This window comes from Marihabitans asiaticum (assembly GCF_007828725.1).
Classification (GTDB): Bacteria; Actinomycetota; Actinomycetes; order Actinomycetales; family Dermatophilaceae; genus Marihabitans; species Marihabitans asiaticum.
The window spans coordinates 1-20,510 of the sequence record NZ_VIUW01000002.1 but is presented as its reverse complement, the minus strand read 5'-3'; the positions used below and the strand labels follow the sequence as shown (position 1 = coordinate 20,510).

General features: G+C 72.8%; 17 protein-coding genes. 15 read left to right on the top strand and 2 right to left on the bottom strand.

Features of this window, described 5'->3' with window-relative positions; genetic code table 11:
• Positions 1-18 precede the first annotated feature (18 nt).
• From FB557_RS04680 to FB557_RS04655, 6 genes are read left to right on the top strand one after another with little or no spacing between them, the layout of a single operon-like run.
• Positions 19-2,169 (top strand): hypothetical protein, encoded by a 2,151-nt coding sequence (locus tag FB557_RS04680; protein ID WP_144856146.1) that lies wholly within the window; start codon positions 19-21, stop codon positions 2,167-2,169.
• 53 nt (positions 2,170-2,222) lie between these two features.
• Complete coding sequence (locus FB557_RS04675) at positions 2,223-3,296, top strand: glycosyltransferase family 2 protein (RefSeq protein WP_144856144.1); 1,074 nt, start codon at positions 2,223-2,225, stop codon at positions 3,294-3,296.
• A gap of 5 nt (positions 3,297-3,301) precedes the next feature.
• Complete coding sequence (locus tag FB557_RS04670) at positions 3,302-5,203, top strand: glycosyltransferase family 4 protein (protein ID WP_144856143.1); 1,902 nt, start codon at positions 3,302-3,304, stop codon at positions 5,201-5,203.
• Between the two features lie 50 nt (positions 5,204-5,253).
• Positions 5,254-6,189: a lysylphosphatidylglycerol synthase domain-containing protein gene (locus FB557_RS04665; RefSeq protein ID WP_246074451.1), complete on the top strand. Its 936-nt coding sequence runs from the start codon at positions 5,254-5,256 to the stop codon at positions 6,187-6,189.
• Entirely contained in the window at positions 6,182-7,051 is an 870-nt protein-coding gene (locus FB557_RS04660) for a class I SAM-dependent methyltransferase (RefSeq protein ID WP_170236191.1), read from the top strand. Before FB557_RS04665 ends, FB557_RS04660 begins: the two co-directional genes overlap by 8 nt.
• Before the next feature lies 1 nt (position 7,052).
• Positions 7,053-7,970, top strand: a complete 918-nt coding sequence (locus FB557_RS04655) for a DNA-3-methyladenine glycosylase family protein (protein WP_246074449.1) — start codon at positions 7,053-7,055, stop codon at positions 7,968-7,970.
• Positions 7,971-7,983: 13 nt separating this feature from the next.
• Here the strand turns inward: FB557_RS04655 and FB557_RS04650 are convergent, their stop codons facing one another.
• Positions 7,984-8,874 (bottom strand): 2-phospho-L-lactate transferase CofD family protein, encoded by an 891-nt coding sequence (locus FB557_RS04650; protein ID WP_144856137.1) that lies wholly within the window; start codon positions 8,872-8,874, stop codon positions 7,984-7,986.
• A 171-nt stretch (positions 8,875-9,045) separates the two neighbouring features.
• Between FB557_RS04650 and FB557_RS04645 the strand changes: the two genes are divergently transcribed.
• The 3 genes from FB557_RS04645 to FB557_RS04635 are packed head-to-tail and all read left to right on the top strand — an operon-like array spanning position 9,046 to position 13,809.
• Complete coding sequence (locus FB557_RS04645) at positions 9,046-9,309, top strand: WhiB family transcriptional regulator (RefSeq protein ID WP_144856135.1); 264 nt, start codon at positions 9,046-9,048, stop codon at positions 9,307-9,309.
• Between the two features lie 10 nt (positions 9,310-9,319).
• Entirely contained in the window at positions 9,320-12,385 is a 3,066-nt protein-coding gene (locus FB557_RS04640) for a glycosyltransferase (protein WP_144856133.1), read from the top strand.
• Positions 12,382-13,809, top strand: a complete 1,428-nt coding sequence (locus tag FB557_RS04635; protein ID WP_144856131.1) for a DUF5719 family protein — start codon at positions 12,382-12,384, stop codon at positions 13,807-13,809. The genes FB557_RS04640 and FB557_RS04635 overlap by 4 nt, the downstream gene beginning before the upstream one ends.
• A gap of 18 nt (positions 13,810-13,827) precedes the next feature.
• Here the strand turns inward: FB557_RS04635 and FB557_RS04630 are convergent, their stop codons facing one another.
• Positions 13,828-14,229, bottom strand: a complete 402-nt coding sequence (locus FB557_RS04630; protein ID WP_246074448.1) for a metallopeptidase family protein — start codon at positions 14,227-14,229, stop codon at positions 13,828-13,830.
• Between the two features lie 86 nt (positions 14,230-14,315).
• On the opposite strand from FB557_RS04630, the gene FB557_RS04625 reads away from it, so the two are divergent.
• The 6 genes from FB557_RS04625 (at position 14,316) to ahcY (ending at position 20,441) form a co-directional block, all read left to right on the top strand.
• On the top strand, positions 14,316-14,687 hold the full coding sequence (locus tag FB557_RS04625; RefSeq protein WP_144856129.1) for a DUF3499 domain-containing protein: 372 nt from the start codon (positions 14,316-14,318) through the stop codon (positions 14,685-14,687).
• Between the two features lie 22 nt (positions 14,688-14,709).
• Positions 14,710-16,140, top strand: coding sequence for a phosphomannomutase/phosphoglucomutase (locus FB557_RS04620; RefSeq protein WP_144856127.1), 1,431 nt, complete (start codon positions 14,710-14,712; stop codon positions 16,138-16,140).
• A gap of 70 nt (positions 16,141-16,210) precedes the next feature.
• Entirely contained in the window at positions 16,211-16,399 is a 189-nt protein-coding gene (locus FB557_RS04615; protein ID WP_144856125.1) for a Trm112 family protein, read from the top strand.
• A 14-nt stretch (positions 16,400-16,413) separates the two neighbouring features.
• Positions 16,414-17,832 (top strand): mycothione reductase, encoded by a 1,419-nt coding sequence (locus tag FB557_RS04610; RefSeq protein WP_144856123.1) that lies wholly within the window; start codon positions 16,414-16,416, stop codon positions 17,830-17,832.
• Positions 17,833-17,908: 76 nt separating this feature from the next.
• The gene (locus FB557_RS04605; protein ID WP_144856121.1) at positions 17,909-18,892 is read left to right on the top strand and encodes a DUF808 domain-containing protein; all 984 of its coding nucleotides are present in this window, start codon (positions 17,909-17,911) and stop codon (positions 18,890-18,892) included.
• A 106-nt stretch (positions 18,893-18,998) separates the two neighbouring features.
• Positions 18,999-20,441: an adenosylhomocysteinase gene (gene ahcY, locus FB557_RS04600; RefSeq protein WP_144856119.1), complete on the top strand. Its 1,443-nt coding sequence runs from the start codon at positions 18,999-19,001 to the stop codon at positions 20,439-20,441.
• Positions 20,442-20,510: the final 69 nt, after the last annotated feature.

The following is a 20,510-nucleotide window of genomic DNA, read 5'->3' as shown; positions in this document are numbered from 1 at the left end:
CACGGATACCGTGTCGCCGTGACCTCCCCGCTCGTGACCCCTGGCGATGGGGGCGACGTCGATGGCGGTGCCTCGCGGTCGGGCGCGGTGCTGACCCGCACGGTGCTCGTCGGCGCCCTGTGGCTCGTCGTCGTCGGCTTCGCGGGCTCGGTGGTCGCCCTCCTCGGGGCCTGGACCCCGGTCGTCGGGTGGGTCCTCGCGCTGGTGGCCCTCGCCCTGGCGGTCCGGCTCACCCGTCGCCTGCCCCACGTGCCGATAACCCGCGGGTCAGCCGCGATGCTCGTCCTGGCGGTGCTCGCCGTCACCGTCTGGACGGCCCTCACAAGCAGCGAGCAGGTGCTGCCCAGACGCGACTCGGCGAGCTACTTCCAGGCCACGGTCCAGCTGGCCCAGACCGGCCAGCGTCCTGTCCCGGTCGATCCGAGCGAGGTCGGCGGGTCGCAGACGCTGGAGGTGGGCGGCCTCACCCTCGAGTCGCCGGCCTTCTACGAGATCGGGTCGAGCGAGGACCCGTCCGTGCAGCCTCAGTTCATGCCCGGCCCGGCCCTGGTGTACTCCCTGCCCTGGTGGCTGGGCGGGGCGCGAGCGGCGATGGTCGCCCCGGCTCTGGTCGGGGGATTGGCGCTGCTCGGCCTCGGTCTGCTCGTCGCCGCGGCCGTCGGTCGGTGGTGGGCGGCGCCGGCCGTGGTGCTCATCGGCGCGTGCTTCCCCTGGTTGCACACCGCGCGCAGCACCTACTCCGAGCCGCTTGCCGGTCTCACCCTGGCCGGGGGCCTCCTCGCCCTGGCTCTCGCGACCGCGCGGTCGGAGCACCGGAGGGCCGCAGTGGCCGTCTCGGAGCTCGCCGAGCGGAGATCGCGGGCAGCCCGCACTGCGCTGCTCGCCGGTGTGCTCGTCGGCGGCACCACCATCGTGCGCATCGACGCACTGCGCGAGACCATGCTGCTCGTACCGGTCGCGGCGCTGCTCCTCGCCCGCGGTCGTAGCTGGGGGCGGGAGCTCATCGTCGCGGCCGGGGCGTCCACCGCTGTCGGCTTCGCCGTGGCCGGGGTGATGAGCTGGCGCTACCTCGGCGAGATCGCCGGCTCGCTCGTCCCGCTCGTCGGTCTGGTCCTGCTCATGTCGCTCCTGTGCTGGTGGCTCCTGCGACGCGCCCAGGGCGGGTGGCGCCTGCCCGATCGACTCTCCAGGGCCCTGCCGGTGGGCCTGGCCGTCTCCGTCCTCGCGGTCGGAGCGGTGCTGGCGGCCCGGCCGCTCTTCATGACGGTCCGGCAGGACCCGCGCGACCCCGGCGCGATGTACGTCGCACGGATGCAGGCGGAGCAGGGCCTGCCGGTCGACGGAGGTCGCACCTACGCCGAGCACTCGGTGGAGTGGCTGTCCTGGTGGGTCGGCGTCGTGCCGTTGGTGGTGGCGATCGTCGGCCTGGCCGTCCTCGCGTACCGCCTGGGTCGGGTGTGGACGAGCGGTGCGGCGACGGCGATCCCGGTCTGGGCCGCGCCGTTGCTCGTCGCCACCGGGTCGAGCCTGCTGACGCTGTGGCGTCCCGGGATCACCCCGGACCACCCGTGGGCCGACCGTCGGCTGCTCATCGTGCTCCCGCTCGTCCTCGTGCTCGTCGTCGCCGCTGCGGCCTGGCTCTGGCGCGAACGCACCCGCACCCCGGCGGGCAGGGTCCAGGCGGGCCTGGCGGTGCTCGCCGTCATCACCTTCGCCGCCGCCGGGGTCGGTGAGTCGACCTGGCCCCACCGGGCGGAGCGGGTCGAGGTGGGGAGCCTGGCTGCCGTCGACGAGTACTGCGAGGAGATCGAGCGCCGAGACGCCACCCTGGTGGTGGCCGTGGACGACTGGGCGCTCAACCAGTGGCCTCAGGTCACCCGCGGCATGTGCGGGGTGCCGGCGCTGGCCGTCGAGGGGTCGCTGCGGGAGCGTCCCGACAAGCTGCGCGCAGCCCTGGACGAGCTGGCGGGCCGGGTGCGCGCCGACGGTGGGTCGGTGCTGCTCGTCGCCGCCCGGGGGCAGTCCTCCCTCGACGTCGTCGACGCGGAGGCCATCGACCTCGCGGTCGACGTCACGGTGTCCGAGGACATGCGCATCCTCACCGAGCGTCCCGATGGCACCACCGAGCTGGCGATCCAGGTCTGGACCGGTCTGGTCCCGGCGCGCTGAGGCCGCAGCGGATGCGGCCGGCCGCGCTCACGGGGGATACCCTCACTCACGAGATGAGCGAGCCCACCCAGCCCCCGCACCAGGCGACCGGTTCACCCGGGACGCCGCAGCCGACGACGGGATCGGTCACGCCCCGGGAGGAGTACCCGGTGACGTCTGCGGTGGGCGGTGACCGCCGCCACCGTCACCCGGCGGTGGAGCACGTCGGCGTCCGGGAGCCGATCGACCGCAGACCGGGCGACCCACAGGTGACCATCGTGCTCCCCTGCTACAACGAGGGGGAGCACGTCCTCCTCGAGCTCGAGCGGATCAGCGCGGTGATGGACGACAGCGAGTTCGAGTACGAGCTGCTGTGCATCGACGACGCCTCCACCGACGACACCCTGGCGGTGCTGACCAGCGCCGCTGCGACCTACCCGCAGATGCGCATCCTCGCCTTCCGCCGCAACGGCGGGTCGGGGACGGCGCGGCGTATCGGCACCCAGGAGGCGCGCGGCGAGATCGTCGTGTGGACCGACGCCGACATGACCTACGAGAACGAGCGCATCCCCGAGCTGGTGCGCACGCTCGTCGAGGACGACTCCTATGACCAGGTCGTGGGCGCGCGGACCACCGAGCAGGGCACGCACAAGTGGGCGCGGGTGCCCGCCAAGTTCGTCATCCGCAAGATCGCCGAGTGGTTGAGCCGTCAGCGCATCCCGGACCTGAACTCCGGGCTGCGAGCCTTCCGCCGCTCGGTCTCGCTCCCGTACCTCCGGCTGCTGCCACCGGGGTTCTCCTGCGTCACGACGATCACGCTGGCCTTCCTGATGAACCAGCACGACATCAAGTACGTCGAGACCGAGTACTTCAAGCGTGCGGGCAAGAGCAAGTTCAAGTTCTTCGGCGACGCGTACCGGTACATCCTCCAGGTGCTGCGCATGGTGATGTACTTCGACCCGCTACGGGTCCTCATGCCCCCGGCGTTGTGGCTGGTCCTCATCGGTGCGGTGAAGTTCGTCGTCGACATGGTGCGCCACCCCTTCTACTTCCCGGCCAGCACCATCTTGCTCATCGTCAGCGGGATCCTCATCGGCTCGTTGGCGCTGATGGCGGACCTGCTCGTGCGCTCGCGCGACTCGTCCTAGGCGCGATGAGTCAGCAGGCCCTGCGGGTCGCCGTCGTCGGCCCGACGCATCCGTACAAGGGTGGTGTGGCGAGCCACACCACCACCCTGGCCCACGAGCTCGCCGCGGCGGGCCACGACGTGCGGCTCGTCTCGTGGACCCATCTCTACCCGAGCCTGCTCTACCCGGGGGAGCAGTCCGTGCCGGGTGGAGGCCCCGACGTCGAGCCCTTCCCGGGCACCGAGCACCGGCTCTCCTGGGCTCGACCGGACACCCTGGTGCGGGCCGGGCGTGAGCTGCAGGGGGCCGACGTCATCGTCGTCGTCCACGTGATCCCACCCGTGGTGCCTCTGCACCTGCTCCTCCTGCGCGCCGCGGGGGCGGGGCGCACGTCCAGCACCGGGCACGGCCCGCGCAGCGTCGTCATCGCCCACAACGTGCTGCCGCACGAGCCGCATCCCGGTGACTCGCGGCTGATGCGCGCGTTCTTCCGTCGGGTCGACGCCGTCATCGTGCACTCCGCAGACCAGGCCCGTCTGGCCCGTGAGCTCGACGCCGCACACGTCGTCGTCACCGACCTGCCCGCCCACCTGCCCGGCGGGGCACCGGTCCGGCGCGAGCGCCATGAGGGTCCGGCCCGGCTGCTCGCGCTGGGGCTGGTGCGCGGCTACAAGGGCATCGACGTGCTCATGCGGGCGATGACCAATGTCCCGGAGGTGTCGTTGACCGTCGCCGGGGAGATGTGGGGTGACGCCGGCACGACGATCCGTGAGCTGGCGGCCGACCCCCGCCTGCGAGACCGCGTCGAGATCCATCCGGGCTACGTCCCGGCCGAGCGGATCGCCGAGCTGCTCGCCCGGCACGACGTCCTTGCTCTCACCTACCGCAGCGCCACCGCCTCGCAGAACGTCCTCCTGGCGCACCGGCACGGTCTGCCCGTCCTCGCCTCGCGTGTCGGCACCTTCGCCGACCAGGTGCGCGACGGGGTCGACGGTCTGCTCGTCCCCCCGGGGGACGAGGACGCGATCGAGGCGGCCCTGCGCACGCTGGCCGATCCCGGCGCGGTCGAGCGGCTGCGCGCGGGTGTCCGGGAGCCAGACCTCAGCGGCCCCTGGGCGCGGTACGTCGGCACCCTCGAGGCGGTCGCCGACCACGGAGCCGTCGCGGTCCCCCAGCCCGGCGAAGGGGTGACCACCTCACCGTCGAGCCTGGGGAGGCGCGCGGCGCGCGCGGTGAAGGATCTCGGCCGGGCCTCGGTTCGCCGCAGGGTCCCGGTGCTCGAGCTGACGCCGAGGGACTTCCCCGACTGGGTGCGCCCGACCGATGTCCTCGCCGCGGACGAGCAGGCGACCCGCGCCCGCGACCTCGCCCGGCGTCTCGACCTGCCAGGGCGCCCGGATCCGGTCGCGGCCTGGGCGGCGCTGGGGGCGTTGGAGACGTTGGTCGCCGTGCACGGCGACCGGCGCCGCTCCGCCACGGTCCTCGACCTCTCCGGCCCGGGATCCCCCTTCGCCCGCTGGGCTCGGACGCTGGGGTACGCGCCGGTCGAGGTCGAGCACGCAGGGTCGCGCTCCAGCATCGACGTCGTCGACCTGGACACCGCCAGCCTCGACGTCATCGTGGCCCTGCACCCAGGGGGTGCCGACGGCTCCGACCTCGACGAGATCGTCACCCAGGCCTCCTGGGCGTTGCGCTCACGTGGCGTCCTGTCGCTGACCGTCGCGGTCGGTGGCGACCACGCGGACTCCGTCAGTCCCGCGGACCTGCGCGCGGTGCTCGCCCGGTCGGACAACGCCGGACTGGCCCTCGTCGGTGACCTGGACGGAGACATCACCGAGCAGATCCGGCACGCGGCCGATGCGACGGCCGCCGACCGGGAGTCCAGCGACGCCTACGCCGTGGTCCGACTGACGTTGCGACGCCGATGACCTCCGCTCGGCCGTCAAGGTCGGCGGAGCGCTCCCCGCGCAAACGGCTGATGGACGCGGTCCGCATGGCCTTCCTCGTCCTCGTGACCCTTGCGGTGGCGTGGGCGCTGATTCGCAACTGGGACGAGGTGTCCGGCTCCTTCCGCCAGATCGGTGTGGGGACCCTCGCCCTGGCGCTGCTGCTCGCGATGATCTCCCCGGTCCTCACGGTCCTCGGGTGGCGGGTCCTCCTGGCCGACCTCGGATCCAGGCTGCACCTTGCCCCCGCGTCCGGAGTGTTCTTCGTCGGCCAGCTGGGCAAGTACCTCCCCGGGTCGGTGTGGTCGGTCGTGGTCCAGGCCGACATGGCGCACAAGCTCGGCATTCCCCGGCGGCGGACCGCCGTCGTCGGCCTGATCACCATCGCCCTGTCAGCCCTCTGCGGGATGGTTGCCGGGCTGCCGGCGCTGCCCGCCCTGGTCACCCGAGGGGAGGCGCAGCTGCCCGGGTGGTTCCTCGCCGCGGTGATCGGGGGGCTGCTCCTCGCGCTCTGGCCACCAGTGCTCAACCGCGCGATCCGGCTGCTCTTCCGGATGCTGCGCCGTGAACCGCTCGGGCAGGACCTCACGCTGCCGGCGATCGGTCTCTCGACGCTGTGGTTCACCCTCTCCTGGCTCGCCGGGGGCGCCTCGGTCTGGGTCCTGGCCCAGTCGGTGGCCGACGCCGACGCCGACGCGGCCCACCTGGTCCTGATCAGCGTGAGCGGGTATCTCCTCGCGGCGGGCATCGGCATGTTCACCGTCATCATGCCGGCCGGGGTCGGCGTGCGCGACGGGGTGATGATCGTCCTGCTCGCGACGGCGATGCCGTTCGCCGCGGCGACCGCAGTGGTCGTCGTCGCGCGCTTCTACACCGTCGTCGCCGATGTCGCCTGGGCCGCGATCGGATGGCTCTGGGCACGAGCACATCACCTGCTGCCAGAACGTACAGTTGACCCTCATGGCTAGGACACCGCCTCACCCCGCCGGCCGCGAGCCCCAGGTGGCCGCTCCTCCCGGCGGCGCCGCGCTGGCCGCGGCGAAACGGATCGCGGAACGAGTGCTCTGGGGACGGGTCGCGGCCCAGCGCCGGCTCGAGGCGGGCAAGGGCGTCGGCGGCGGCCGGCCGGCACCGACAGCCGTGCCCCCGACCGCGGTCCTGCAGGACACTGCGACGTGGCGCGCGGCGGTGGCCGAGGCCAAGCGCCTGCGGCTCCCGCTGCACCGGGACCTGCCGAAGAACTGGGACGCCCTCGGTGCGGTCGGGGCGGTGCTCTCGCTCGCAGACGACGGCTCACGCACGGCCAAGGTCATGGATGCCGGCAGCGCCCGGTACTCGCCGGTGCTGCCCTGGCTGCGGCTCTACGGGCTCGGCTCGCTCCCAGGGTCGTTGCTCGGCATCAACCTCGAGTTCGGTCGAGTGGTGACGCGGGACGGTGTCGTCTTCCGCCACGGCGACGTCACTGACACCGGCCTGCCAGACGCCCACCTCGACGCCATCACCTGCATGTCGGTGATCGAGCACGGGGTCCCGCTCGAAGCCTTCGTGCGCGAGTCGGCGCGCATCCTGCGCCCCGGGGGGGTCCTCGTCGTCTCGACCGACTACGACGAGTCGCCCCCGGACACGACCGGCAAGCAGATCTACGGCTCGCCGGTGCACATCTTCTCGCCGTCCGAGGTCGGCGAGCTCGTCACCCTGGCCGATCGCTACGAGCTCGATCTCGTCGGCGAGCTCGACGACGCGGCGCTGCGCCACCCCGAGCGCCCGGTGCACTGGAAGCGGGTCGACCTCGACTACACCTTCATCCTGCTCACCTTCCGCAAGAGGTGACGTGGAGCTCACCCGTCGGCACCAGCCGGCCGGCCTGAGCGACCCGGTCGACCTCGACCGCGTACTGGGCCCGTTCCGCCGCGGCGCCGGCGACCCGACCTCTGCTCGCCGACCCGACGGATGGTGGCTGGCCTGGACCACGCCGTCAGGCCCGGTCACGGCCCGCCTTGCCTCCCGCCAGCAGGTCGAGGCGAGCGCGTGGGGGCCTGGCGCCGAGTGGTTCCTCGAGGCTCTGCCCGACCTCCTTGGTGGGCGGGACGACCCAGCCGGGTTCACCCCTTCGCACGACCTCGTCGCCCGCGCCTGGCCGTCCTGGTCGGGGTACCGCGTCCCCGCCTCACGCCTGGTCCTCCAGGCGCTCGTGTGTGCTGCGCTGGAGCAGCGGGTGACCGGGCGCGAGGCCTTCGCGTCCTACCGGCAGCTGGTCCGACGCTACGGGTGCCCGGCACCCGGGCCGGGCGAGCGCCTCGGGCTGGTCTGCCCACCCGACGCCCGCGGCTGGGCTCTCGTCCCGTCGTGGGCGTGGCTGCGCGCCGGGGTCGACTCGGCCCGCAGCCGGGTCGTGGTCACGGTGGCGCGGGCCGCCGGGCGGGTCGAGGAGTGCGCCGACCTCGCTCCCGTCGACGCCCGCCGACGGCTACGGGCACTGCCTGGTGTCGGGGTGTGGACGGCGGCGGAGGTGGCGCAGCGGGCGCTCGGCGACGCCGACGCGGTGAGCTTCGGCGACTACCACCTCGCCCGGAACGTCACCCTGGCGCTCACCGGAGAGATCGGCGACGACGACGACCTCGCGCGGCTGCTCGTGCCCTACGCCGGTCACCGGCACCGGGCGTGCCGCATCGTCACGGCCGCCGGCGGCCAGGTTCCCCGGCGCGGTCCGCGGCGCACGCTCCCGACGCACCTGCCGACGCGCTTCTAGCGGGGGTCGGCGCTCAGGGTCGCGCCCCGAGGGCCTCCACGGCCGCTCGGGCCACCTCCCTCGGATCGGCGGAGGTAGCCCGGACCGACCGCAGCGACGGGGGGAGATCGTCGGCGTCCTCGCTCGTGACCCAGACGTCCGCGATGTCCCGGTAGAGGCGGGCGGCGCCAGCGGGGCCGTCGGGCAGATCCGCCACGGAGAGCCCGGGCGTGGGGCCGAGCAGCTCCGGACCGAGCACGACGACCGGTGCGCCGGTCCCGCGCAGCGCATCGCGGACACCCGGCACGCCGAGGACGGCACCCAGGTCGAGCAACGGGTCGGCGGGGGCCAGCACGACCGCGTCCGCCCCGCGGATGCTGTCCAGCACCCCCGGCGCGGGCGCGGCCTGGTCCAGGCCGGCGACGACCACTCGTGCCGGCTCGGGTCGCTGGCCGAGTCGTTCGCGCCACTCCCTCAGGTGCACCGCGGCCTGGGGGGCGTCCCCGTCGCCGCTGTCGAGGACCACGTGCGTCTCGACCGGGCTCTCGGTCGCGGGGAGCAGCCGCACCGTCGCAGGCACGCCAGCGCCGTGGGCGAGCCGGGCGAGCACCTCGCTCGGCGGGACCGAGCGGGCGAGCCAGGTGCTGCGGGCGAGGTGCACCCCGACCCGGGAGTCCGGCAGGTCGACCCAGCTCGTCAGGTCCAGCTGGGCGAGGGTTCCGTCCACGCTCGCCCCGTGCGGGCCCGCGCGTCCCACGAGGGAGTCGATGACCGTGTCGGCCGTCGGCGAGATCCGCAACCCCAGATGGGTCAGCTCGTCGCCCGTGCCGACGACCACCGTCGGCTCGAGCACGTCGGGCTCGTGGACCAGGGCGGTGACGAAGGGGGCGCAGCGGTGTCCTGCGGCGAGCACGGTGAGGCGCATCGGGCCAGTCTCGCAGGCGCGAGCGGGCGACCGTTCGCCGCTTCCGGCTTGACGGATCGCGGATCACACGCGTGTAATTCCGGTGATGTCTCTCCCGCCTCGTGCGGGGTGAACAGGCATCAGAGGCGCGAGAGATCGCGCGGGTCGAGTGCGAGACATCGAGGAGGGTCAATGCACGACCTGATCAAGCTCACCCCGGTCGGGGATGACGAAGAAGAGCTCTCGTGGCAGGAGCGCTCGCTGTGCGCCCAGACCGATCCGGAGGCGTTCTTCCCGGAGAAGGGCGGGTCGACGCGCGAGGCGAAGAAGGTCTGCGTGGGCTGCGAGGTCCGGCAGGAATGCCTCGAGTACGCCCTCGCGAACGACGAGCGCTTCGGTATCTGGGGGGGTCTGTCCGAGCGCGAGCGACGCAAGCTGAAGAAGCGCGCCGTCTGACCAGTTCTTCGTGAGCCCCGCCCCGACGGACCTGGCGACCTCGCGCCCTTCGTCCTCACCATCGCGCCGTGCGGCCGAGACCTCGCCGGTGGTGTCCGCGATCCTCCTCGCGCGGACCCGACCCGGGACCGAGCTCGCCGTAGCCGCGCTCGCCGCGCAGGTCGAGCCGCCCGAGCGCCTCGTCGTCGTCGACGTCTCCGAGCAGGGCCTCGACGAGCTCGACGAGCTCTACCGGCCCGCGGTCGCGGCGGGGATCTCCGTCCAGAGCTCCCGGGGCAGCGGCTCGGCCGATCCGCGGCGAAGCCTTCAAGCGGTGGTCGAGGACCTGCGTGAGCACACGGGTCGGCGCGACCTCCTCTGGTTCCTCAGCTCGCGGTGCGTGCCCGAGCCCGAGGCGCTGCGCGAGCTGCTGGCGGTGATGGGGCGCGGCGTGGCGATGGCGACGCCCAAGCTCGTCGACGTCGAGGACCGCGCCGTCCTCGTCCGCCAGGGCCTGCAGGTGACCCGGGCCGGCGTACTCGTGCCGACCCCGCAGCTCGGCGAGCGTGACCAAGGGCAGCACGACGGCATGGTCGACGCCGTCGCCGGTCCGCTCGAGGGTCTGCTCGTGGACCGTGACTCCTACCTCGCCCTGGGCGGGCACGACCTGCGCCTCGGCGACCTCGGAGCCGACCTCGACCTCGGGTGGCGTGCCCAGCGGACGGGCCGCCGAGTGGTCGTCGCCCCTCGGGCTCGGATCGGGGTGGCGCCCTCGCCCGACGAGGTCCGCCCCGGGCTCGCTCACCGCGCCCAGGCGCGTCGCACGGCGCTCGCACGAGGCCCCTGGTGGGCCTACCCCTTCCGAGCGGTCGGCGGGGCGGTCCTCGGGCTCCTCGCCGCGCTGTCGTTGCTGCTGCTCAAGCGCCCCCGGGAGAGTCGGGAGCGGCTCGCCCTCGTCCGCGGGTCGCTGGACCCGCGCACGGTCCGCTCCCTTCGCCACCGAGGTGGCACGGCGCTGGTCGACCGCGCGGACCTGGACTCCCTCTTCGTGACCCGCGGCGCGGCGTGGCAGCGCTCCTTCGACGACCTGCGCGGGCACGACTCACGCAGCGCAGTGGGAGCACGCGAGCTCGAGCCCGACCGAGCCTCGGCCCTGCTCAGCCCCGTGCCCTACCTCGTGATCGCTGCCGTGGGGATGGCGGCCTGGGCGGGCCGGAACATCACCGGCGAGCTACGTCACCGCTTCGACGCCGGGCTGGTCGGTGGCGAGCTGCTCGGGGGGCGGGCGACGTCGACGTCGCTGCTCGCGATGTGGCGCGACGCATGGAACGGCGGCGGGGTCGGCGCCGCCACCGAGCGCAGCCCGGCCTATCTGATCCTCGCGGGGCTGACCTGGCTCGTCGAGCACGTGCCCGGACTCGGTCGGCTCGACTCGCCGGCCGGGGTAGCGCTGGCCATGGTGGTCCTGTGCGCCCTTCCCCTGGCCGCGGTCGTCGCCTACCGCGCCGCACGCGTGGTCACCGGGTCGCGATGGGTGCGCTTCGTGCTCGCCCTGGGGTGGGTCTCGACACCGGTCGCGGCCGCGGCGGCGGGCCAGGGCCGGGTCGGGCCGCTCGTCGCGCTCATCCTGCTGCCGCGCATCGGCGCGGGGCTGGCCCGGGCGTGCCGGGCGTCGGGCACCTTCAGCGACAGCGTCCGCACCGCCCTCTGGGCGGCGGTCCTCGCCTCCTTGATGCCGATGCTGGCTGTTCCGGTGCTGCTCGTCGGGCTCGGTCTGCTGCTCCTCGGCTCGGCCCCACGACGGCTCCGCGGCGCGGCGCTGCTCCTTCTCCCGCCGATCCTCGTCGGGCCCTGGCTGCTCACCCTGCGCGACGACCCGGCCCGGCTGCTCACCGGATGGGGTGCCCTGCGGGTCGGCGAGAGCCCGCAGGCATGGCGGCTCGCGGCAGCGGCGCCCGGTGGACCGGGCGAGATCCCGCTCTACTGGTACCTGCCGGTCGCGGTGCTCGCCGTGCTCGGTCTGCTCTGGGCGAGGCGCCCGCTGGCGTGGGGTGCGGGACTTGCCGTCCTCGTGGGGACCGCTATGGCCGTCGGGTCCCCCTTCGTCGGCCTCGGGGAGGTCCCTCCCGGTGCGCCCGAGGCCGGGATGCCGATGCACCCGTGGCCGGGCCTGGGCGGGCTTGTCCTCGCGCTCGGGGTGCTCACCCTCGCCGGGCTGAGCGTCTCAGCGTGGCCGGCCGCGAGGTCGCGGATCTGGTCGGTGGTTCGCACCGTCCCGTCGCTGGTCCTCGCGGTCGGGGTCGCGGCGTCGGTGGTCCTCGTCGCGCAGCAGAGCTTCGGCGAGGAGCTGACGACCTGGCGCGAGCCGCGACCGCAGGTGGCCGTCGCGGACGCCGAGAGCCTGCGGTCGGGGCGCTCGCTCGTCCTCGACAGCCGTCCCGGCGAGATCTCCTACCAGCTCGTGGGTCGCGAGCCGTCCGACCTCGTCCGCGACCTGCCCACCGCGCCGTCGGACGAAGGGGTAGCACAGATCGTCGCGGCGCTGCTCGGCGTGGGGCCCGAGCTCGACCAGCCCGTGGACCAGGCGCTCGGAGCGTGGGGGGTCGGCTACGTCGTCGCCCAGGAGCCCACGGCCGAGGACGCGGCTGCCCTTGACGCGGCGCCGGGGTTGCGGCGCCTGGGCGCCAGCGCCGGCAACGTGACCTGGGCGGTCCGTCCCACGGCGGCGCAGGACTCGACACCTTCTCGCGCCCGGCTCGTCGGAGAGGACGGTGAGGTCTTCCTCGCCGGGCTCGGCGATCACAGCGACGCAGCGTCCGTCGAGCTGCCCGCCGTGCCCGCCGACAGCCAGCTGGTCATCGCGGAGAGCCTGGACTGGACCGAGCACGCGCTCGTCGAGGCTGACGGTGAGCCGCTGGTCCTCGACACCCGCAGCTCGATGCCCACCTACGCGGTGCCCGAGGGGACCGAGTCCGTGAGCGTCGACCTCGGCGACGGGCACCGGATATGGAAGCTCGTCCAGCTGGTGGTCCTGCTGCTGGCGCTCTACCTGGCGCTCCCGACCGAACGGCGAGCGGAGCCGGTGGTGTCCCGATGAGGTGGCGGCGCGCCGCCGTCCTCGTGGCGACGGCAGCGGTGGTCGGGGGTGGCACCGCGGCGCACCGCCCGGCTGACGAGCAGCAGCCGGGCGTGTCCACCGGTGTGGCCGTGGCGGAGCAGGCAGAGCTGGTGTGCCCCGGTGATCCGCTCGCGGGGGTCGATGGGCTCGAGGACGTGAAGACCCGGGTCGGCACGTCGGCGCGTGCCCTGGACCGGTCGGTCGTGGAAGAGCTGATCCGCCCTCCTGCCGATGAGGGTGAGCTCGTGCTGGCGCCGATGCAGGACGGGTCCACCACGACGGGCGAGTCGGGCCGGGCAGAGGACGATCGCCGTCACCCGGACGGCGCCCGGGTCACCGCTACCGGTCAGCAGGCGCCGGGGCTGGTGGCTGCGCAGCTCTCGAGCGCGGACTCCGACGACGTCGCCGGCCTGGCCACGACACCGTGCCTCACCGCGGCAGCCGAGCACTGGCTGGTCGCCGGCGGCGGGCAGGCCGGACGGCAGGAGCGACTGCTGCTCGTCAACCCGGGCGACAACGCGGTCTCGGTCGACCTGGAGGTCGTCGGGGCCGAGGGTGAGGACGAGCAGAGTGAACCCGCTGCGGGGCAGGACATCGTCGTCCCCGCCTCGGGACGGCAGGCGGTGCTGCTCGACGGCATCACCTCGACCTCGTCAGAAGCACAGGTGGTGCGGGTGCGCGCGTCCGGGGGGACGGTCGGTGCCTGGGTGGCCGACCGGTGGGTCGACGGGCTGAGCCCGTCCGGGCTCGAGGTGGTCCCGCCGACGGCCGACCCGAGCTCGAGCGTCGTCCTCGCCGGAGTTCCGAAGGGGGAGAAGGCGCGCCTCGTCGTCGCCGCACCGGGTCGTCGAGACGCCATCGTCACGGTGCGCTCGGTGGAGTCGGAGACGGCGCGCTCGGTCGGGGTGGAGACCATCCCGGCGGGCAGCTTCCGGAGCGTCGAGCTGCCCGATGGGCCGGAGGTGAGGGCGGTGCAGCTGACGAGCGATGAACCGGTCGTTGCTGCGGCGGAGGTGCTCGGCCCGGTCGAGGACGACCGTCGTGACCTCGCGTGGACCGTGGCCGCACCGGCCGCCGCAGACCTGGTCGGTGCCTCGCTGCCCGAGCTCGACACCGCGGGCCGACGGTTGGTGCTGACCGCTCCGGGAGAGGCGGCGGAGGTGTCGGTGACCACCGCCGAAGGGGGAGAGGCGAGCACGCGTCAGGTGAGCGTCGACGCCGAGCGGAGCACCGAGATCTCGCTCGACGGTGCCGAGGCGGTCTGGCTCCGCCAAGAGTCTGACGCCGCGGTCCACGCCGCGGTCACGGCGATCCCCGACGGGGATACGGCCGCCCTCTCGAGCGCGCCGCTGCTCCCCGCCCGGGTCACCGAGCGCAGCGTCGACGTCGTGCCGCGGCCCTGAGATGCGCACAAGCGACGACTAGCCGAGCTCGGGGTCGATGTCCTCCACGTCGACGCCGAGGATCGCCGCGACGTGCTGGGCCATGAGCAGGTCCAGCACGGCGACGAGGTCGTCCTGGCGAGCGGCGAGCGACTCCACCGGTCGCCGGTAGACGACGATCCGGTGCGGGAGTCCCCCTTCGGCCGGGAACAGGCGGGCCACTGCCGGGCCGTCCTCCCAGGGTGCGGGATCACCAGGTGGTACTTCCTCGACGGCTACCTCGACGTGGTCCCAGAGGCGCCCCAGCGTGGGGCGGTACCGGCGCAGGGCATCGACGACGTGGCCGTCGAACTGCTCCGAGCGGGTGAGCATCAGCGGGAGGGCCGGCCAGGCGACCGGGCCACGCCGCCCCCGACCGTGCCGGTCCCGCGTCGCGCCCATCGCACCAGGGTCGCAGTGCGGGCAGGGTCGGGGCGAGCGGCGCGCCGGTGCGCCATCTGGGCCCGGCCCCCACTAACCTGGCCGCCGTGAGTGTCTCCCGTCTGTGTTCCCGAGCGGCCTGCCCGCACAGCGCGTCGGCGACTCTGACCTACGTCTACTCCGACTCCACGGTCGTCCTCGGTCCGCTCGCCACCTACGCGGAGCCGCACGCCTACGACCTGTGCGACGACCACGCCGACCGGCTGACCGTCCCGCGCGGCTGGGAGGTCGTCCGGCTCGACCGGGGCGCGCCCGCCCCGAGCTCGCACGACGACCTTGTGGCGCTCGCCGAGGTCGTCCGTCGCCGCCCCGACGACGCCCGCCGACCGGCGCCGGTCTCCCGGGAGGACGAGGAGTCCAGCGGGGTGCGCGAGGAGGGTCGCCGCGGGCACCTCCGGGTCCTGCGGGACCCCAGCTGACCCGGCAACTACCCTTGAGCGCGTGCAGGTCGACCTCTCTCCCTTCGTCAAGGCCTATGACGTCCGTGGGCTCGTCCCGGACCAGCTCGACGCGGACGTCGTCCGTGCGCTCGGGGCTGCCTTCGCGCAGGTGGTGGCCGAGGCCGAGGGCGCTCCGTCGGTCGTCGTGGGCCACGACATGCGTCCCTCGTCGCCGGAGCTCGTCTCGGCCCTGACCGAGGGGATCACCTCCCGGGGCGTCGACGTCGTGCGGATCGGGCTGGCGAGCACCGACGGTCTCTATTTCGCCAGCGGCCTCCTCGGGGCTCCTGGTGCGATGTTTACCGCCAGCCACAACCCGGCGCAGTACAACGGCATCAAGTTCTGCCGGGCCGGTGCGCGTCCGGTCGGTCAGGACTCGGGTCTGAGTCGGATCAGAGAGATCGCCGAGGCTCACCTCGAGCGGGGCGGCGCAGGCGAAGGGGGTGAGCCCGGCTCGGTCAGCGACCGGGACCTCACGGGCGAGTACGCGCGTTTCATGCGCGAGCTGGTCGACCTCAGGGCGAGCCGGCCCCTGCGGGTCGTCGTCGACGCCGCGAACGGCATGGCCGGACTGACCGTGCCCGCAGTACTGGGCGCCGCGGGTGGGCTGGAGCCGCTGCCGCTCGAGATCGACGAGATGTACTTCGAGCTCGACGGCACCTTCCCCAACCACGAGGCGAACCCGCTCGACCCGAAGAACCTCGTCGACCTCCAGGCCCGCGTGCGGGAGACCGGAGCCGACATCGGCATCGCCTTCGACGGCGACGCCGACCGGTGCTTCGTCGTCGACGAGCGCGGCGAGCCGGTCAGCGCCAGCGCAATCACCGCAATGATCGCCACCCGTGAGATCGCCCGCGAGGTCGAGCGTGGGCGGGAGCCGGCGCAGGTGCGGATCGTGCACAACGCGATCACCTCCGCCGCGGTGCCCGAGATCGTGGCCGAGGCCGGTGCCACCCCGGTGCGGACCCGTGTCGGTCACTCCTTCGTCAAGGCGGTCATGAGCGAGAGCGACGCCGTCTTCGGCGGTGAGCACTCCGCGCACTACTACTTCCGCGACTTCTGGTTCGCCGACACCGGCATGCTGGCAGCCATGCATGTGCTCGCCGCGCTGGGGGAGGGCGAGGCGCCCCTGTCGCAGGTCATGGCGCCCTACGACCGGTACGCCGCGAGCGGCGAGATCAACTCGACCGTCGACGACGCCGCCGGCGTGACCGCCCGCGTCCGGGAGTGGGCCACCGGCCGGTACCCGGACGCGGTCGTCGACGAGCTGGACGGCATGACGATCACCCACCGCCCGGACGCCGGACCGATGTGGTGGTTCAACCTCCGGCCGAGCAACACCGAGCCGCTGCTGCGGCTCAACGTCGAGGCGGCCGATGCTGAGACGATGGAACAGGTCCGTGACGCCGTCCTCGCGCAGGTGCGCGGCTGAGGGACCGGGTGGCCCGGCCGACGAAGGGGTGAGCTCTCACCCCTTCGCCCGTGACGAAGGAGAGACAAAGATGAGCACAGCGATCGAGCCGTGGCTGCGGGAGATCCTCCGCTGCCCGGCGTGCCGGGCGACCCTGCGCGACGATGAGGGCCCCGCCGGCCCGGAGCTGGTCTGCACGAGCGAGCAGTGTGCCCTGGCCTATCGCGTCGACGACGGCATCCCCGTGCTCCTCGTCGACGAAGCCCGCCCGACCCGTTAGGAGCACCGGCGCCCGTGCCTCATCACGACATCGTCATCATCGGGTCCGGCTCCGGCAACTCCCTCGTCACCGAGGAGCTCGCCGACCGGGACATCGCCGTCATCGAGGGCGGACCGCACTTCGGCGGGACCTGCCTGAACGTCGGGTGCATCCCGACGAAGATGTTCGTCCTGCCCGCCGACCGAGCCGTCGAGGCCCGGAGCAACGCCCGCCTCGGCATCGACACCCGCTTCGAGGGGGCCGACTGGCCGGCGATCCGCGACCGGATCTTCGGGCGGATCGACCCGATCGCGGCTGACGGCGAGCGCTACCGGCGCGAGGGGGAGGAGACCACCCTCTACCGCGGGCACGCCCGGTTCACCGGCCCCCGGACGCTGGTCGTCGACGTCGACGGGGAGCAGGTGGAGGTCACCGCCGACACCATCGTCGTCGCCGCCGGTGCCCACGCGGTCATCCCGCCCGTCATCGCCGAGTCCGGGGTGCGCTTCCACACCTCCGACACGATCATGCGCCTGCCGGACCTGCCCGCCCGGCTGCTCGTCGTCGGCGGCGGCTTCATCGCCGCAGAGATGTCTCACGTCTTCGCCGGGCTGGGCAGCGAGGTCACGGTCGTCGTCCGTGACTCCCGGATGCTCACGAGCAACGAAGGGCTGGTCAGCGAGCTCTTCACCGAGGCCGCGGCCCGCCAGTGGGACCTTCGGACCCGGGCCGAGGTCACCTCCCTTCGCCAGGACGAAGGGGGGATCACGGCCATGCTGAGCGACGGCTCGCAGGTGCGGGCCGACGAGGTCCTCGTCGCCACCGGCCGCGCGCCGAGCACGCCCGGCCTGGACTGCGACCGGGCCGGGATCGAGGTCGGCGACGACGGGAGCGTCGTCGTCGACGAGTTCGGGCGGACGAGCGCCGAGGGGGTCTGGGCGCTGGGCGACGTGAGCTCGCCGTACATGCTCAAGCATGTCGCCAACCACGAGGCCCGAGTGGTCGCCCACAACCTCGCGCACCCGGAGGACCTGCTCCCGTTCGATCACGACGCCGTGCCGGCAGCGGTCTTCAGCCACCCGCAGATCGCGAGCGTGGGCCTGACGAGCGAGCAGGCCAGGGCTGCCGGTCACGACGTGTGCACCCACGTCCAGGAGTACGGCTCGACGGCCTACGGTTGGGCGATGGAGGACACCTCCAGTCGGTGCGTCCTCGTCGGCGACCGCTCCACCTCGAGCCTGCTCGGTGCCCACCTCATTGGCCCGGAGGCCTCGGTGCTCATCCAGCCGCTCATCCAGGCGATGGCTCTGGGCACGCCGCTGGTCGACGTCGCCCGCGGCCAGTACTGGATCCACCCCGCGCTGACCGAGGTGGTGGAGAACGCGCTCCTCGGTCTGCTGGAGCACATGAGGGTCGCCGAGACGGTCACCGAGAGCACGGGCACCCCGGGCTGACCGCAGGGCCGGCCGTCTGCCGGTAACCTGCACCCGTGCCTGCTGACCTCTTCGCCTCTGCTGTGAGGGTCCGCTCGTGAGCGGCGGTCTCTTCGCGCTTCTCGACGACATCGCCGCGATGGCCCGCCTCGCGGCCGCGAGCGTCGACGACGTCGCCGCCGCTGCCGGACGTGCGAGCGCGAAGTCGGCAGGCGTCGTCGTCGACGACACCGCGGTCACCCCGCAGTACCTCGAGGGGGTCGACCCCAGCCGCGAGCTGCCGATGATCAAGAAGATCGCGATCGGGAGCATCCGCAACAAGCTGATCTTCATCCTGCCCGCGGCGCTGCTGCTCAGCCAGTTCGTGCCCGGGCTGATCAGCCCCATCCTCATGCTCGGCGGCTCCTACCTGTGCTTCGAGGGTGCGGAGAAGATCTGGGGCAAGATCTCCGGGCACGACGAGGGGCACGCCGAGCCGGTCGCGTCGAAGGGGGATGCATCGGCCCAGGAGGACGAGGTGACCTCCAACGCGATCCGCACCGACTTCATCCTCTCGGCCGAGATCATGATCATCGCGCTCAAGGAGGTCGCCGACGAGGGTTTCGTCTCGCGCGCGGTCATCCTCGCCGTGGTCGCGGTGCTCATCACCCTGGCCGTCTACGGGGTGGTCGCGCTCATCGTGAAGATGGACGACGTCGGGCTGCACCTCGCCCAGAAAGAGTTGACCGAGACGCTCGGTCAGGGGATGGTCAAGGCGATGCCGAAGGTGCTCGCCGCCATCGGCGTCATCGGCACCGTCGCGATGCTCTGGGTCGGTGGGCACATCATCCTCGTCGGCCTCGAGGAGACCCATTGGCTGCCGCAGCCCTACGAGTGGGTGCACCACCTCGAGGAGCAGGTCGCCGGGGCCACCGGTGCGCTCGGCGGGGTGCTGGGCTGGCTGACCAACACCTTCTTCTCCTTCCTCCTTGGCCTCGCCTGGGGCGCCGTCCTCGTCGCGATCTGGCACGTCCTCCCCTTCGGCAAGGACAAGCACGGGGTGAGCGCCGAGGCCAGGGCCGAGGGTGCGAGCTCGCACTGACCGACCTGACCCTCCTCTAGACTGGTCCGCGGCCGGTGCCGGTGATGACCGAGGAGACCCAGACGGGGCGCGCCGGGCCCACCGAACCGACTCAGGAGAACCACCCTTGTCTTTCGACTTCAAGGTCGCCGACCTCAGCCTGGCCGCCACCGGCCGGCACCAGATCCGTCTCGCCGAGCACGAGATGCCGGGCCTGATGAGCCTGCGTGAGGAGTTCGGGGAGAGCCAGCCGCTCGCCGGCGCGAAGATCGCCGGCTCGCTGCACATGACCGTGCAGACCGCGGTCCTCATCGAGACCCTCGTCGCCCTCGGCGCGCAGGTGCGCTGGGCGAGCTGCAACATCTTCTCCACCCAGGACGAGGCCGCCGCGGCCGTCGTGGTCGGCTCCGGCACCGAGGAGGACCCCAAGGGGGTCCCGGTCTTCGCCTGGAAGGGCGAGAGCCTGCAGGAGTACTGGGACTGCACGGAGCAGATCCTCACCTGGCCCGCCGAGGACGGCGAGCAGGGTCCGAACATGATCCTCGACGACGGCGGCGATGCGACGATGCTCGTGCTCAAGGGGCGCGAGTGGGAGCAGGCCGGCCAGGTCCCGCCGGACAGCGAGGACGACTCCGAGGAGTTCGGTGTCTTCAAGGCGCTCGTGCGCCGGAGGATGGAGGCCGACCCGCAGAAGTGGACCACGATCAGCGAGCGGATCAAGGGGGTCACCGAGGAGACCACCACCGGGGTGCACCGCCTCTACCAGCTCGCCGAGGCCGGTGAGCTGATCTTCCCCGCGATCAACGTCAACGACTCGGTGACCAAGTCCAAGTTCGACAACAAGTACGGCTGCCGGCACAGCCTGGTCGATGGGCTCAACCGGGCCACCGACGTCCTCATCGGCGGCAAGGTGGCCGTGGTCTGTGGCTACGGCGACGTCGGCAAGGGTTGCGCCGAGTCGCTGCGCGGCCAGGGTGCCCGCGTGGTCGTCACCGAGGTCGACCCGATCTGCGCGCTGCAGGCGGCGATGGAGGGCTACCAGGTGGCGCGGCTGGAGTCCGTGGTCGACGAGGGCGACATCTTCGTCACGACCACCGGGTGCTTCGACGTCATCACCGCCGAGCACATGGCGCGGATGAAGGACAAGGCGATCGTGGCCAACATCGGTCACTTCGACAACGAGCTCGACATGGCCGGTCTCGCCCGCACGGAGGGCGTGATCAAGACCGAGATCAAGCCGCAGGTGCACGAGTGGACCTTCCCGAACGGCCGCTCGATCATCGTCCTGTCCGAGGGGCGGCTGATGAACCTCGGCAACGCGACCGGCCACCCGAGCTTCGTCATGAGCAACTCCTTCGCCAACCAGACGATCGCCCAGATCGAGCTCTTCACCAAGACCGGTGACTACGAGAACGCCGTCTACACCCTGCCCAAGCACCTCGACGAGAAGGTCGCCCGACTGCACCTGGACGCTCTCGGCGTCGAGCTGACCGAGCTGACCAAGGCCCAGGCCGAGTACCTCGGCGTCGATGTCGCGGGCCCGTACAAGCCGGAGCACTACCGCTACTGAGGATCAGGCGGGACGACCTCCGGACGCACCGGTCACGGGGCGGGCTGCCATGGGTGGCCCGCCCCTTGT

What these genes read in the sequence shown, in the direction of transcription:
- FB557_RS04675 (WP_144856144.1), top strand. Translation starts at nt 2,223, where the DNA reads ATGAGCGAGCCCACCCAGCCCCCGCACCAGGCGACCGGTTCACCCGGG.
- FB557_RS04670 (WP_144856143.1), top strand. Translation starts at nt 3,302, where the DNA reads ATGAGTCAGCAGGCCCTGCGGGTCGCCGTCGTCGGCCCGACGCATCCG.
- FB557_RS04665 (WP_246074451.1), top strand. Translation starts at nt 5,254, where the DNA reads ATGGACGCGGTCCGCATGGCCTTCCTCGTCCTCGTGACCCTTGCGGTG.
- FB557_RS04660 (WP_170236191.1), top strand. Translation starts at nt 6,182, where the DNA reads ATGGCTAGGACACCGCCTCACCCCGCCGGCCGCGAGCCCCAGGTGGCC.
- FB557_RS04650 (WP_144856137.1), bottom strand. Translation starts at nt 8,874, where the DNA reads ATGCGCCTCACCGTGCTCGCCGCAGGACACCGCTGCGCCCCCTTCGTC.
- FB557_RS04645 (WP_144856135.1), top strand. Translation starts at nt 9,046, where the DNA reads ATGCACGACCTGATCAAGCTCACCCCGGTCGGGGATGACGAAGAAGAG.
- FB557_RS04635 (WP_144856131.1), top strand. Translation starts at nt 12,382, where the DNA reads ATGAGGTGGCGGCGCGCCGCCGTCCTCGTGGCGACGGCAGCGGTGGTC.
- FB557_RS04630 (WP_246074448.1), bottom strand. Translation starts at nt 14,229, where the DNA reads ATGGGCGCGACGCGGGACCGGCACGGTCGGGGGCGGCGTGGCCCGGTC.
- FB557_RS04615 (WP_144856125.1), top strand. Translation starts at nt 16,211, where the DNA reads ATGAGCACAGCGATCGAGCCGTGGCTGCGGGAGATCCTCCGCTGCCCG.